Origin of the sequence: Burkholderia sp. BCC0097 (genome assembly GCF_902832985.1) — a bacterium.
Taxonomy (GTDB): Bacteria; Pseudomonadota; Gammaproteobacteria; order Burkholderiales; family Burkholderiaceae; genus Burkholderia; species Burkholderia orbicola.
The window spans coordinates 807,905-822,027 of sequence record NZ_CADFDM010000002.1 but is presented as its reverse complement, the minus strand read 5'-3'; the positions used below and the strand labels follow the sequence as shown (position 1 = coordinate 822,027).

The 14,123-nt window shown below is 70.4% G+C and carries 15 protein-coding genes; 9 read left to right on the top strand and 6 right to left on the bottom strand.

Annotated features, from left to right (window positions below; translation table 11 throughout):
• Nucleotides 1–42: 42 nt before the first annotated feature.
• Entirely contained in the window at nt 43–2,352 is a 2,310-nt protein-coding gene (locus tag HWX07_RS08970) for a PAS domain-containing protein (protein WP_175876036.1), read from the top strand.
• Between the two features lie 31 nt (nt 2,353–2,383).
• Here the strand turns inward: HWX07_RS08970 and HWX07_RS08965 are convergent, their stop codons facing one another.
• The gene (locus HWX07_RS08965) at nt 2,384–3,430 is read right to left on the bottom strand and encodes a UDP-glucuronic acid decarboxylase family protein (RefSeq protein WP_175876035.1); all 1,047 of its coding nucleotides are present in this window, start codon (nt 3,428–3,430) and stop codon (nt 2,384–2,386) included.
• Nucleotides 3,430–4,749 (bottom strand): glycosyltransferase family 1 protein, encoded by a 1,320-nt coding sequence (locus HWX07_RS08960; RefSeq protein WP_175876034.1) that lies wholly within the window; start codon nt 4,747–4,749, stop codon nt 3,430–3,432. Before HWX07_RS08960 ends, HWX07_RS08965 begins: the two co-directional genes overlap by 1 nt.
• 244 nt (nt 4,750–4,993) lie before the next feature.
• On the opposite strand from HWX07_RS08960, the gene HWX07_RS08955 reads away from it, so the two are divergent.
• The 7 genes from HWX07_RS08955 to HWX07_RS08925 all read left to right on the top strand — a co-directional run bounded on the left by HWX07_RS08955 (nt 4,994) and on the right by HWX07_RS08925 (nt 9,711).
• Entirely contained in the window at nt 4,994–5,398 is a 405-nt protein-coding gene (locus HWX07_RS08955; protein ID WP_175876033.1) for a BON domain-containing protein, read from the top strand.
• 30 nt (nt 5,399–5,428) lie between these two features.
• A complete protein-coding gene (locus HWX07_RS08950) occupies nt 5,429–6,457 on the top strand; it encodes an SDR family oxidoreductase (RefSeq protein WP_012336603.1) in 1,029 nt (342 codons plus the stop codon).
• Nucleotides 6,458–6,484: 27 nt separating this feature from the next.
• The gene (locus HWX07_RS08945) at nt 6,485–6,784 is read left to right on the top strand and encodes a DUF2795 domain-containing protein (RefSeq protein ID WP_175876032.1); all 300 of its coding nucleotides are present in this window, start codon (nt 6,485–6,487) and stop codon (nt 6,782–6,784) included.
• Between the two features lie 61 nt (nt 6,785–6,845).
• Nucleotides 6,846–7,412: a hypothetical protein gene (locus HWX07_RS08940; RefSeq protein ID WP_027806752.1), complete on the top strand. Its 567-nt coding sequence runs from the start codon at nt 6,846–6,848 to the stop codon at nt 7,410–7,412.
• Nucleotides 7,413–7,533: 121 nt separating this feature from the next.
• A complete protein-coding gene (locus tag HWX07_RS08935; RefSeq protein ID WP_027806751.1) occupies nt 7,534–8,391 on the top strand; it encodes an SDR family oxidoreductase in 858 nt (285 codons plus the stop codon).
• 34 nt (nt 8,392–8,425) lie between these two features.
• Nucleotides 8,426–9,040 (top strand): DUF4142 domain-containing protein, encoded by a 615-nt coding sequence (locus tag HWX07_RS08930; RefSeq protein WP_175876031.1) that lies wholly within the window; start codon nt 8,426–8,428, stop codon nt 9,038–9,040.
• A 59-nt stretch (nt 9,041–9,099) separates the two neighbouring features.
• The gene (locus HWX07_RS08925) at nt 9,100–9,711 is read left to right on the top strand and encodes a hypothetical protein (protein ID WP_175876030.1); all 612 of its coding nucleotides are present in this window, start codon (nt 9,100–9,102) and stop codon (nt 9,709–9,711) included.
• A 94-nt stretch (nt 9,712–9,805) separates the two neighbouring features.
• On the opposite strand, the gene HWX07_RS08920 is transcribed toward HWX07_RS08925, so the two are convergent.
• Together HWX07_RS08920 and HWX07_RS08915 are read right to left on the bottom strand one after the other, a co-directional pair.
• Complete coding sequence (locus HWX07_RS08920) at nt 9,806–11,098, bottom strand: divalent metal cation transporter (protein ID WP_175876029.1); 1,293 nt, start codon at nt 11,096–11,098, stop codon at nt 9,806–9,808.
• A complete protein-coding gene (locus HWX07_RS08915) occupies nt 11,095–11,766 on the bottom strand; it encodes a UdgX family uracil-DNA binding protein (protein WP_175876028.1) in 672 nt (223 codons plus the stop codon). Before HWX07_RS08915 ends, HWX07_RS08920 begins: the two co-directional genes overlap by 4 nt.
• 233 nt (nt 11,767–11,999) lie before the next feature.
• Between HWX07_RS08915 and HWX07_RS08910 the strand changes: the two genes are divergently transcribed.
• The gene (locus tag HWX07_RS08910; protein ID WP_175876027.1) at nt 12,000–12,479 is read left to right on the top strand and encodes a response regulator; all 480 of its coding nucleotides are present in this window, start codon (nt 12,000–12,002) and stop codon (nt 12,477–12,479) included.
• Nucleotides 12,480–12,509: 30 nt separating this feature from the next.
• Here the strand turns inward: HWX07_RS08910 and HWX07_RS08905 are convergent, their stop codons facing one another.
• Complete coding sequence (locus tag HWX07_RS08905) at nt 12,510–13,721, bottom strand: MFS transporter (protein ID WP_175876026.1); 1,212 nt, start codon at nt 13,719–13,721, stop codon at nt 12,510–12,512.
• Between the two features lie 35 nt (nt 13,722–13,756).
• The gene (locus HWX07_RS08900) at nt 13,757–14,026 is read right to left on the bottom strand and encodes a DUF4148 domain-containing protein (RefSeq protein ID WP_175876025.1); all 270 of its coding nucleotides are present in this window, start codon (nt 14,024–14,026) and stop codon (nt 13,757–13,759) included.
• Nucleotides 14,027–14,123 lie beyond the last annotated feature (97 nt).

The window sequence follows — 14,123 nt, the reverse complement described above, 5'->3', positions numbered from 1 at the left end:
CCGCGCCGGCCGCTGTCGAGTGTCCCCGCAGGAGCGTGTCCAATGACCGAAATTGCACGGCCGCAGGCCGGAAATTACGCAACGGCCGTGATGCTGGTCGCGATCGCGACCGTGTTGCAGACGCTCGCGATCCGGTTCGGCGGCGTGAATCTGCCGTTCGTGCTGTATTACCCGCTGCTCGCCGGCGCCGCGTGGGCGACGTCGTTCGTGTTCGGCATCGTGTCGACGGTGGTCAGCGGGCTGCTCGTCTGGACGCTGTTCCTGTCCGATCCGGCCGCCTACACGGCGCCGCTGCCCGATCGGCTCGTGCAGCTCGGCACGTTCATGCTGATCGGCGCGCTGGTGTGCGCGGTCGCGTCGCTGCTGCATCACACGCGGCTCACGAACGATCGCGCGCGCCGGCGCGAGGCGGCCGCGCGCCGGCAGTTCGAGGCCGTGCTGCGCGCCCTGCCGCACGGCGTGATCGCGACCGACCCGAACGGGCGGCTCACCTATCTCAACGCGGCCGCGGCCGAACTCGTCGGCTGCCGGCCGGACGAGGCGATGGGGCGGCCGGTGCGCGACGTGTTGCGGATCGTCGATCACGAAGGCCGCCGCGTGCCGACCACGCCGCTCGACCATGCGCTCGGCGGCGCCGAGGCGACGTCCGACCGGCACTGGCTGCAGGTCGGCAGCGGCGAGCCGGTGCCGATCGTCGCGGTCGCGTCGCCGATCGGCGATGCGGACGGCAACCTGGACGGCGCGGTGCTGCTGCTGCGCGATGCCGGCGCGGACCGCGCGCGTGTCGATGCGTCGCGGCTCCAGCATGCGGTCGTCGAGGCGTCGCCGGACGCGATCGTCGGGATCGACGCCGACGGCCGCATCGCCAGCTGGAACGCGGCTGCGCAGCGGATCTTCGGCTACGACGAGGCCGACGCGCGCGGCCGCAGGTTCGACACGCTGATCGCGCGGCGCTGGCTGCGGCTCAATCCGCTCGCCGACGCGTTCGACGCGATGCACGAGCCGGTCGGGCCGCTCGAACTGTTGTGCGTGCGGCGCGACGGCCGGCGCTTTCGGGCGACGGTATCGGCGTGTCCGGTGCAGGGCGAGGCGCGGGCGTGCGTCGCGCTGTCCCTGACGCTGCGCGAAACCGGTGCGCAGCGTCGCCGCGACCTGCGGGCGCAGCGCTCGCTGCAGGGCGCGCGCGATGCACGCGATCAGGCCGACACGTCGAACCGGCTGAAGGACGAGTTGCTCGCCACGGTGTCGCATGAATTGCGCACGCCGCTGAACGTGATCTACGGATGGATCGAGGTGCTGCGCAATACGGGCGACCACGCGTTGCAGCATCAGGCGATCGACGCGATCGACCGCAGCGCCCGTTCGCTCACGCGGATGGTCGGCGACATCCTCGATGCGTCGTCGCTCGCGACCGGCAAGCTGCGGTTCGACGCGACACCGGTCGACGTCGTGCGGTTGTTCTCCGATCAGGTCGGCACGTTCCAGACCGCCGCATCGTCGGCCGGCATCATGCTCGAATTCGACTGCGCCGCGTCCGCGTGCATCGTGTCGGGCGACGCCGAGCGGTTGCGGCAGATGCTGTCGAACCTCATCTCGAATGCGCTGAAATTCACGCCGGGCGGCGGCAGCGTGACGGTCGGCCTCGCGCGCGACGGCGTGCACGCGGTGTTGACCGTCGCCGATACGGGGCAGGGCATCGCGACGGAGTTCGCGCCGTACGTGTTCGACATGTTCCGCCGCGCGGACGATTCGCCCGCGTCGCCGCGGCGGGGGCTCGGTCTCGGCCTGTCGATCGTGCGACATATCGCGCAACTGCACGGCGGCAGCGTGACCGTCGCGAGTGCGGGCCGCAATCGCGGCACGACGTTCACGGTGACGCTGCCGGCCGGCTGGCAGCCGGGCGGTGCGATGGCGTGGAGCATCGTGCAGGCGGGCGGGCAGCGCGAGGCGCTCGTGCTCGATACGCAGCGCATCCTGATCGTCGACGACGACGCGACCACGCGGGCCAGTCTTACCGCCGCGCTGACCACGTTCGGCGCGGCGGTCGCGATCGCGTCGTCGGGCCGCGAGGCACTCGCGATGGTGGCCGACATGCGGCCGACGGTCGTGCTGTCCGATCTCGCGATGCCCGACGGCGACGGCTACTGGCTGCTGGACGCATTGCGGCGGCGCGGCGCGACGAACGGCGACGGCGGCCCCCTCGGCGTGCGCGTGCTGGCCGTCACCGCGCACGCGGGCCTCGCCGACGAACGCCGTGCACTGGAGGCGGGCTTCGACGGCTACCTGTGCAAGCCGGTCGACGTGCGCGAACTGGCGCACAAGATCGCGCACGTGACGAAGCGCGACGGCTGACGCGCTTCGGCTATCGGCCGCATCGGCCGCGTCACGTCGTCGGCGTCGGCCGGTTCTGCGTGTGGACCTGGGCGAGCAGATGCGACGCGATGCGCGTGCTGCGCACGAGATCGCCGGGCGTGTGGTGCGTGACCTGGCGCTGAATGAAGTAGCGCGCGGTGTGCGCGAGCCCGTTCGCGAACGTCGTCGTCGCGCGCCAGCCGAGCCGCTTCTGCGCGGCCGCGAGATTCGGCCGCCGCTGGCGCGGATCGTCGGACGGCAGCGGCCGGAATTCGATCGGCACGTTGGCGCCGACGATCCGCACGACTTCCCGCGCGACGTCGATCATCGCGATCTCCACGTCGCTGCCGAGATTGACCGGCTCGCTTGCATCCCCCGGTTCATCCATCAGCCGGATCAACGCATCGACCATGTCGTCGACGTAGCAGAACGAGCGCGTCTGCTTGCCGTCGCCATAGACGGTCAGCGGCTGTTCCGCGAGCGCCTGCGTGACGAAGTTCGATACCACGCGCCCGTCGCCCGGGTGCATGCGCGGGCCGTACGTGTTGAAGATCCGCGCGATCCGCACGTCGATGCCGTACTGGCGGTGATAGTCGGCGAACAGGGTTTCCGCGCAGCGCTTGCCTTCGTCGTAGCACGCGCGGATGCCGGTCGGATTGACGCGGCCGCAATAGTGCTCGTCCTGCGGATGCACGTCGGGGTCGCCGTACACCTCGCTCGTCGACGCCTGCAGGATGCGCGCCTTCACGCGTTTCGCGAGGCCGAGCAGGTTGATCGCGCCGTGCACGCTGGTCTTGGTCGTCTGTACCGGGTCGCGCTGGTAGTGAACGGGTGATGCCGGGCATGCGAGGTTGTAGATCTCGTCGACTTCGACGTAGAGCGGAAACGTGACGTCGTGCCGCATCAGCTCGAAGTTCGGCGCATCGAGCAGGTGCGCGATGTTGTCCTTCGTGCCCGTGTAGAAATTGTCGACGCACAGCACGTCGTGGCCGGCCGTCACGAGGCGTTCGCACAGATGCGAACCGAGAAAGCCGGCGCCGCCGGTGACGAGGACGCGTTTTCGGTCGTAGCCCTTCATTACGTATTCTCCTTGCGGTGTGCGAGCACGCCTCGCGTGGTGGCGACCGGCGTGCGCCGGCCGGTGCCGGCCGACGTGCCGGCGCGCTGCGGGTGGGCGACGTCGCGGTAGATGTCGACGAGCCGGTCGGCGACGCCTTGCCAGGTGTAGAAGCGATGCGCGCGCAGGTAGCCGGCGCGGCCGAGCGCCGCGCACAGGTCCGGTTGCGCGCGCAGTTGCACGAGGCGCGCGGCCAGCGCGGCCGGGTCGCGCGGCGGCACGAGATAGCCGGTCGTGCCGTCGTCGACGGTCGTGCGGATGCCGCCGACGTCGCTGCCGATCACCGGCGCCGCGCACGCCATCGCCTCGACCGGCGTGATGCCGAACGGCTCGTACCACGGCGTCGTCACGAACACGTCGGCCGCGCTGTAGTACAGGTGCAGCGCGTCGCGATCGCGCCGGCCGACGAAGGTCACGCGGTTCGCGATGCCGAGCTCGTGCGCGAATGCCGCGAGCCGCGCGAGTTCCGGGTCGCGCGCGGGGTCGGGCGTCGGCTGGCTGCCGCCGACCACGTACAGGTGCGTCGGCCGTTGCGGGTCGCGCGGCATGCGCGCGAGCGCGTCGATCACGGTGTCGATGCCCTTGCGCGGCACGAGGCGCCCCAGTTGAAGTACGACGAATGCGTCCTGCGGCCAGCCGAGCCGCGCGCGCGCATCGACGCGCGGCACCGGCCGGAATTCCCGTGCGTCGAAGCCGCACGGCACGATCTCGATGCGCGCGGTGTCGGCGCGATAGTGCGTCGTCAGGTCGAGCGCATCCTGCGGACATTCGGCGATCAGGCGGTCCGAGCGGCGCGCCAGCGTGTCCTCGATCGTGAAGCGCGCATCGGGAAAGCCGTCGGCCGTGCCCTGATGCAGCCGCCGCACGCGCCCGAGCGCATGGAACGTCGTGACGAGCGGGATGCCGAGCGCTTTCTTCACGCGCAGCGCCGCGTCGCCGGACATGAAGAAGTTCGCGTGCATCACGTCGACCGGATCGGGCTCGCGCCGCATGCGCGCGATCATGTACTGCGCGAAGGGGCCCATGTACGGCAGCAGCTGCTCCTTGGGCACGTCGGTCGGCGGGCCGGCCGGCACGTGGATCACGCGCATGCGCGGGCCGATCGACACGACTTCCGGCAAATGCGGATTGTCGCAGCGGGTGTAGACGTCGACGTCCAGGCCGCGCTCCGCGAGCTGCTTCGCGACGTTCGCGACATAGATGTTCTGACCACCGGCATCGACGCCGCCGATCACCCCCAGCGGCGACGCATGTTCACTGATCAACGCGATTCTTTGCATGGTATTGCTCCCGGTATCGGGGCCGCGCACACGGGCCACCCTTGTCAGTCGCTCGGCAATCGGCATGCCCGCCGGATTGCGGGGAAAACCGCTTCCCCGTGTGCCGAAAAAATTACAACGCGTTGGATGAAAGGGCGTCTGATCGCGGTGGCGCGCAGGCATGCGGCGCACGCGGCGCGGCACGCGACTTGCGCGACTCCCGTTCACCTGCCGGCTCGTCCGGCTTGACGAAAAGGAGGTCACGATGAAGGTATCCCCGCTGCAAGCCCGCTCCCCGCGCATCCGCCGTCAACGCGCGCTGCGCACCGGCATGGCGGTCGCGATCGCCGCGGCCGCCGCGTGCATGGTCGTCGCGCCGAACGCGGTCGCCGCCGGCGACGACGCCACCGCTTCGTCATCGACGTCGTCATCGCATTCGAGCACCGGCACGAAGATCCGCGACGCGACGATCACGACCAAGGCGAAGGCCGAACTCGTCGGCACGAGCGGTCTGTCGGCCGGCGACATCCACGTGAAGACCCGGCACGGCACCGTGACGCTCACCGGCAGCGTGCCGGACGAGCAGCAGCGCACGCAGGCCGTCAGCGTAGTGAAGCAGGTCGACGGCGTGCAGGGCGTGCGCGACCAGTTGACCATTCGGCCCAAATAACCGCGACGCGACCGTAACAGGAGTCCAGCGATGAACTGCATGCTCAAACCGGTCGGCGAACAGACGATCGTGATTACCGGCGCGACGAGCGGCATCGGGCTCGTCACCGCGCGCAAGGCGGCACGGCGCGGCGCGAAGCTCGTGCTGTTCGCGCGCAACGAGGAAGCGTTGAACACGCTGTGCGAGGAAATCCGCCAGCACGGCGGCCTCGCGGTGCCGGTCGCCGGCGACGTCGGCAACGTCGAGGACCTGCAGCGCGCGGCCGCGGCGGCGGCCGACACGTACGGCGGCTTCGACACCTGGATCAACAACGCGGGCGTGTCGATTTTCGGCACGGCGGCCCAGGTGCCGCTCGAGGATCAGCGCCGGCTGTTCGACACCAACTACTGGGGCGTCGTGCACGGCTCGCTCGTCGCGGCCGACCATTTCCGGCGCAAGAGCGATTTCCACGGCGGCGCGATCATCAACATGGGCAGCGAGGCGTCCGACGCGCCGGTGCCGCTGCAAAGCGCGTACGTCGCGTCGAAGCACGCGGTGAAGGGCTTCACCGATTCGCTGCGGCTCGAGATGGAAGCGGATCACCTGCCGGTGTCCGTCACGCTGATCAAGCCGGCCGCGATCGACACGATGTTCGTGATGCACGCGAAGAACTACATGAACGTCGAGGCGAAGCTGCCGCCGCCGATCTACGACCCCGATCTGGTGGCCGACGCGATCCTGTTCGCGGCCGCGCATCCGCGCCGCACGCTGTTCGTCGGCGGGGCCGCCAAGTTGACGTCGGCGAGCGCGTACCACGCGCCGCGCCTGTTCGATCGCCTCGCGGCCACGCTGTTCTCGCGCGGCCAGCGCACGGTGCGGCCCGCGCGGCCGCGCGACGACAACGCGCTGTACGACTCGCGCCACGCGCTGCACGAGCGCGAAGGCATGGAAGGGCCGGTGCTGCGCAGCTGTGCGTACAACTCGGTGGTGCAGCGGCCGAAGGTCGCCGGCGCGGTCGCGCTGGGCGCGGCGGCGCTGGTGTTTGCCGCGTTCGCGCGCGCGCGCCGGCAGTCCGCGTGATTTCGTTCATTTTCCAAGGAGGCTTTCATGACATCCCGACAACATACGGGCCACGAATACAGCCACTCGCGCGCGCACGAAGGCGAGCGCACGCAGCAGGACCACGACAAGGGCGGCCATCAGACGGGCCACGGCAAGCCGCCGAGTCCGGTCGACGTGCAGAAGGCGCTGAAGGGAATGGACTACCCGGCCAGCAAGTCGGACGTCGTGCAGTGCGCGGAACGCTCGCATGCGGACCCGGCGGTGCTCGACATGCTGCGCAGGATTCCCGAGCGCGAGTACGACACGCCGGCATCGGTATCGAAGGAACTCGGGCGGCTGATGTGAGCGTCGCCCCGTCGCGCCGCGTGCTTGCGCGCGCGGCGCATTCATCACGAGGAGCACGACCATGGCGATGATCGTCGCAGGCCGTTTCACGACGTTCGATGAAGCGGAAGGTGGGGCGCGTCACCTCTACGAGCGCGCGTTCGGGCCGGACGACGTGTCGATCTTCTTCCTGAACCCCGGCGGCCAGCACGCGCGCTTCCCGATCGGCGGCGACGTGTATGCCGACACGGCGGCCAAGCCCGGCGGGCGCGGCGCGATGGTCGGCGCGATCCGGGGGCTGGTGATCGGCGTCGTCCTCGGGTTGATCGTCTATGCGCTCGGCCTGCGCTACTGGTTCGTGCCGGCCGCCGCCGCGCTGGCCGGCGCCTATCTCGGCGCATTCGGCGGCGCGCTCGGCCGCATGCGCGGCGAGCAGGCCGAAGGCAAGGGCACGCTCGCGCAGAGCGAGACCGGCGTGATCCTCGCCGCGCGCGTGACGCCCGACACCGCGACCGCCGCCGAAGACGTGCTGCGCGCGACCGGCGCGAAGTCGATCGAGCGCGTCGAAGGCGACTGGCAGGACGGCGAATGGCGCGATTTCGATCCGGTGCGCCGGCCCGACGAAGCCCCGTCCGGCGGCCCGCGCTGACCTTTTTCCAAACGCTTGCAACGCCAACCCTGAAAGCACGGCCGCCGCGTGCGGGCCGGCGCGCGCCGCGCGCGGCACGCCGCTTGCGCAGCATCGGCGGCACCCGTTCAAGGAGGAACCCATGACCACCGCACAGACTCCCCCGCCGCAGAAACAGACGCAGCAGCCGGGCACGGAGCGCGACATGCACCCGAAGCCGCGCGACGAGGCGGCCGACTACGTCGGCAGCGGCAAGCTCGCCGGCAAGGTCGCGCTGGTGACGGGCGGCGACAGCGGGATCGGCCGCGCCGTGGCGGTCGGTTTCGCGAAGGAGGGCGCGGACGTCGCGATCGTCTACCTGAAGGAATCCGACGACGCCGCGCACACGAAGCAGCTGATCGAGCAGGCCGGCCGGCGCTGCGAGGCGATCGCGTGCGATGTCGGCGATCGCCGGCAGGCGCGCGACGCGGTCGCCCGCACGGTCGAGCGGCTCGGCCGGCTCGACGTGCTCGTGAACAACGCGGGCGAGCAGCATCCGCAGCCGGGCATCGAGGACGTGTCCGAGGAACAGCTCGAACGCACGTTCCGCACCAACGTATACGGGATGTTCTTCTGCACGCAGGCCGCGCTGCCGCACATGAAGGAGGGCGGGCGCATCGTCAACACGGCGTCGGTTACCGCGTATCACGGCAGCCCGAAACTGCCCGACTACTCGGCGACCAAGGGCGCGATCGTCGCGTTCACGCGCTCGCTGTCGATCGAGCTGGCCGAACGCGACATCCGCGTGAACGCGGTCGCGCCGGGGCCGATCTGGACGCCGCTGATTCCGTCGACGTTCACGCCCGAGCAGGTCGCGAAATTCGGCTCGAACGTGCCGCTCAAGCGGCCGGGCCAGCCGGACGAACTGATCGACTGCTACGTGCTGCTCGCGTCGGACGGCGCGAGCTACATGACCGGGCAGACGCTGCACCCGAACGGCGGCTCGATCGTCGGCGGCTGATGGCCGTTTCCACGCAAGCACCAGGAGAAAGCTGATGAGACAACCCAACTGGACGATCGCTGCGCTCGCCGCCGGCGTGCTCGCCGTGTCGGGGCTCGCCCGCGCGCAGATGCCGAGCGAGCCGCCCGCGTCGAATGCGCACGTGCCGGGCGGCGTGATCAACCCGTCGTCGGGCGCGGGCGCCGCCGGCGATCCCGGCATCGCGAAAGCGCCGAAGGGCACCGACGCGGAGTTCGTCGACAAGGCCGCGATGGCCGGCAAGGCGGAAGTGCAGGCGAGCCAGCTCGCACTGAAGCAGGCGCAGTCGCCGGACGTGCGGGCGTTCGCGAAACGGATGGTCGCGGATCACGGCAAGGCGAACGCGAAGCTCAACGAAATCGCCGCGCGCAAGGGCATCAAGCCGCAGGTCGAACAGATTTCCGATCCTGACGTGGAGGCGCTGCGCGGCAAGAGCGGGCACGACTTCGACACCGCGTATCTCGCGGCGGCCGGCCCCGACGCGCACCAGAAGGCGGTCGCGTTGTTCGAGGACGAAGCGCGCGACGGCAAGGACGCGCAACTGCGCGCGTTCGCCAAATCCACGCTGCCGACGCTCAAGCATCACCTGAGCATGGCGCAGACGGTCGCACGCAAGGTGGGCGCGCAATAGCGCGCGCCCGGTTCCACCCCTGGGCCGCCCATGCGGCCCGCTTTTTCGGAGAAGCAGTCATGGCCCAACGGCAATCGAAGCACGAAGGTATCCTCGAACTGCTCTGCCAGGCATACGAGACCGAGCTTGGCGGCGCGCAGATCTACGAGGCCGCGCTCCAGTGCGCGACCGACGAGGACCTGCATAAGGAATGGGAGAAGTACCATCGCGAGACGCTGCATCACCAGGAGGTGCTGCGCAAGGTATTCGACACGCTCGGCCTCGATCCCGATGCGCAGTCGCCGGGGCGCGCCGCGGTGGCGGCGACCGGCAAGTCGCTGGTGCAGGTGATCGAGCAGGCGAAGAAGCAGGCCGACCCGGCGGTCGCGCAGGTGGTCGCGGCCGAGTGCGTGGTGCTGGCCGAAACCAAGGATCACCTGAACTGGGAGCTGATCGGCTACGCGGCTGATCAACTGCCCGACAGCGACGCCGCGAAGGCGCTGAAGGCCGCGCACGACGAGGTCGAGGCCGACGAGGATCATCACCTGTATCACACGCGTGGCTGGGCGCGCGAGATGTGGATCGAGTCGATGGGCTTCAAGGCGGTGCTGCCGCCGCCGGAGGAAGTGAAGAAGGTGGAGTCCGCCGCCGACGCGGCACGTGCCGAGCGCTCGCGCGGCAAGATGATGTAACACCCGGGCGGGCGGCGTCGCGCGCGGCGGCACCGCCCGTTTTCCGGTTCATCGGGTTGCGTACGCAACCATCTATGCAGCCCGCTTCAATCCCTCACGTCAGCACATCGACGATCATCGTCGCGACCGACGCCGCCATCAGTGCGACCGCCAGCCAGCCGAACACTTTCGATACCGGCCCGCTGCCGGGCTGGCCTGCCGCATCGCGCTGCTGCGACAGCAGCATCACGAGCACGAGCATCGGCACCGCCGCGACACCGTTGAGCACGGCGCTCCAGTACAACGCGCGGATCGGGTCGATCGGGCTGAAGCAGATCGCGATACCGACGATCACGCACAGCGCCAGCACCGTATAGAACGCGGGCGCGCGCCGCACCGGCTCGTTCAGCCCTTCGCGAAACCGCCACGCTTCCGCGCAACCGTAGGCGGCGCTGCCCGCGAACGCGGGAATGGCGAGCAGCCCGCAGCCGACGATGCCGAACGCGAACACCAGGAACGCGGCTTCGCCGGCGATCGGCCGCAACGCCTCGGCGGCCTGCGCGGTGCTGCCGATGTCGTGCCGGCCGTGCGAGAAGAACACGGCCGCGCCGATCACCATGATGCAGAACGACACGGCGTTGGTGACGATCATGCCCGTCCACGTGTCGAACGTGATGCGCTGTTCGGTCTCGCGGCGCGAGTTGCGCTCGCCGTTCTGTTGCTCGGCCGTGGTTTCCTCGACTTCGAGCGCGGCCTGCCACACGAACAGGTACGGGCTCAGCGTCGTGCCGAGCACGGCGACCGCGGTGGTCGCATAGTCGTGCGTGAAGGCGATGTGCGGCAGCACGATCGCGTGCAACAGGTCGCCCCAGTCGACGTGCACGAAGCCGAGTTCGAGCACGTACGCGATCAGGCCGAGCGTCATCCATTTGAGCCAGCGCGCGTAGCGTTCGTACGACAGCATCACCTGCAACGCGAGCGACGCGATTCCGTAGAGCGGCGCATACCAGTAGCTGCGGCCGCCGACGACGAGCGCCGTCGCGTCGCCCATCGCCGCCAGATCGGCGCCCACGTTCACGACGTTGACGATCACGACCATCACGATCAGCGTCTTCGCGACGCGCTCGGAATAGTGCTGACGGATGCCCGCCACGAGCCCTTCGCGATTGCGCCGCCCGATGAACGCCGCCGCGAGCTGCACCGCGACCATCATCGGCAGCGTGACGACGATCATCCACAGCATGTTGAAACCGAACTGGCTGCCGGCCTGCGCGTAGACGGCGACGTTGCTCGGATCGGCGTCCGACGCGCCCGCGAGCAGGCCGGGGCCGAGCCGCCGATACCACGGTTTCGCGGCGTCCGGCGGCGCCTCGGCCGCCGGCGGCGCGTCTTCGTCGAATCCGCTCATCCGGCATCCCCGTGCGCCGGGCGCCCGCCGCCGTGGCGCCGCTCGCGGGCGAGGCGCGACGCGGTGCGCAACGCGTCGACCAGCGTGCGGTATGCATGCTCGCGGGAATCGGCGCCGCGCGTGCGCAGCACGTACGAAGGGTGATAGGTCGCGACGACGAGCCGGCCGTCCTCGGTGCGCACCGGGGCGCGCGTGCGCTCCAGCGTCGCGTCATTGTCCTGCAGGACCGCGCGCAGCGCCGTCGCGCCGAGCGCGACCACCACGCGCGGCTGGACGGCTTGCAGTTCGCGTTCGAGCCAGTAGTGGCACGCCGCCACTTCGCGCTGCGCGGGCGTCTTGTGCAGCCGCCGCTTGCCGCGCGGTTCCCATTTGAAGTGCTTGACCGCGTTCGTCAGGTAGACGTGCGCGCGTTCGATCCCGGCTTCGTCGAGCGCGCGGTCGAGCATGCGGCCGGCCGCGCCGACGAACGGCAGGCCCGCACGATCCTCCTGGTCGCCCGGCTGCTCGCCGACCAGCATGATCGGCGCGTCGACGGGCCCGGCGCCCGGCACCGGCTGTGTCGCGTGTTCCCACAGCGCGCAGCGGCGGCACGCGTCGAGCGTGGCCGGGGCATCGTCGTCGGGCGGCTGCTGCTTCGGCGCCGGGCGGTCGGGCGTTTTGCGCGTCATGCGGTATCTCCGGCGCAGGCCGAACGCGCGGCGCGCCGCCCTCGCGCGGAACATGCCGGCGCTCGTGCTGTCGCACGCGCAGAGGGAAGCACACCGGACGATCGAAGCCGCATCGTGCGCATGAAAGACTCCTGGGTCGACGATGCGAAAGAGACAGCAACCGGCATGCCGCATGCAGTCGGTATGGGCGCGCGCCTTGCGTCGCAAGCCGGTCCAACGACAGGAGAAGCACGATGCAACCCGATCCCGGCGACGATCCGGCCGCCGACGACGTGCTGCTGTGGCGCGCGCCCGACAGCGTGCCGCGCCGTCCGCGCCGCGTGCTGGTCGTCGACGACTATCGCGATGCGGCGGATGCGCTGCGCCTGCTGCTCGAGGCGCGCGGCTTCGAGTGCCGGGTCGCCGACGATCCGTTCGCCGTGTGCGACGTCGCGCGCGACTGGCAGCCGTTCGCGGTGGTGCTCGACATCGCGATGCCGGGCCTCGACGGGCTGCAGCTCGCGGCGCGGCTGCGTGGCGACCCGCGAACGTCGGACATGCTGCTGGTCGCATGCAGCGGGCTCGTATCGCAGCGCGATTGCGAACGCGCGAAGGAAGCCGGCTTCGACGCGCACTGCGCGAAGCCGCTGACGCCGCACCGGCTGCTGGGCTACCTCGAATCGGCGAGCGGCGGCGCGGTGAAGCCGGACGAGGGCGTTACACGGCCCTTGTAAAAAGGCTGGCGGCGCGCCGGGCGCGGCCGGTCAGGCGTCGGCGCGCCGCGTGGCCCGGGCCGTCGACCGCCCCGCCGCGATGGCCAGCGCGCTGGCGATGACGAGCAGCGCGGCGCTCAGCGCAAAGGTCGCGCGGTAGCCGCGCAGGTCGAACAGCAGGCCGCCCGTCGTCGCGCCGAGCGTGATCGCCAGTTGCACGACCGCCACCATCAGCCCGCCGCCGGCTTCCGCGTCGTGCGGCAACGTGCGCGCGAGCCAGGTCCACCAGCCGACCGGCGCCGCCGTGCCGAGCAGGCCCCACAGCGCGAGCAGGCACGCGGTGGTCGCCGTCGACGCGCCGAAGCCCGTCAGCGCGACTGCGATCGCGGCCATCAGCAGCGGCGTGGCGACGAGCGTCCGGTACAGCCCGTATTTCAGCACGCCGCCGATCAGCGCGGTGCCCGCGACGCCCGCGATGCCGATCACGAGCAGCATCAGCGACAGCGTGGTCGTGCCCACATGCGTGACGGTTTCGAGAAACGGGCGCAGGTAGGTGAACAGCGCGAACTGTCCCATGAAGAACACGCCGACCGCGGCCAGGCCGAACGCGACCGGCCGCCGGGTCAGCAGCGTCGCCGCGCCGACGTGCGTGCGCCGTGGCGCGGATGGCATCGACGGCAGGCTGATGAGCTTCCAGCCGAACGCGAGCGCGGCGACCGGCACGACGCAGAAGAACGCCCAGCGCCAGCCGACGATCGCGCCAAGGAAGCTGCCGAGCGGAGCGGCCACGACGGTCGCGAGTGCGTTGCCGCCATTCACGATCGCCAGCGCGCGCGGCACCTGCCGATCGGGCACGAGGCGCATCGCGGTCGCGGCGGACATCGACCAGAAGCCGCCGATCGCCACGCCGATCAGCGCGCGGCCGGCGATGAACGCCGCATAGTTCGGCGCGAACGCGACGACCGTGCCGGACACGATCGTCAGCAGCGTCAGCGACAGCAGCAAGCGCTTGCGGTCGCAGCGGCGGGCGAGCGACGCGATCAGCAGGCTCGTCACGAGCGCGAACGCGCCGGACACGGAGATCGCCTGGCCGGCCTGGCCTTCGCTGACGTGCAGGTCGCCCGCGATCGGCGTGAGCAGGCTGACCGGCATGAATTCGGACGCGACCAGCGCGAATGCGCCGAGCGACATCGCGAGCACGGCGCCCCACGCGGCGGGGTGGCCCGGCGCGGCGCCGCGCTCGTGAGTGGAAACGGATTGCATGATGGAAATTCGGGCGGAAGGTGTCGGTCGCGTGCTCAGTCGCAATGCGCGGCGGTGTCGCGGCCGGCCAGATGCGTGCGCGCGTCGCCGTTGCGCGCGGCCTGCACGCTGACGGCGGCGGCCTGCGCGTCGTCGACCCACGTACGCGGATTCAGGCGGGCGGGATTGAAACCGGCGGCCGCGTAGCGAGCCATGTCCTCGCGAACCTGCTCGCGTGTGAGGCCCGGTGCGGATTGCGCGAATAGCGGGGTCGATGCAACGAGCGCGACGAAGGCGGTAATGGCGGTGAGAAGGCGGGTATTCATGGTGGGTCTGGTTCCTGAAAGCGGGTGGCCGGCGCGTCGGGCTGAAGCGCGATGCGACGGATCGATGGCTTCGCAGTCTAGCGAGCCGTCCGGCATC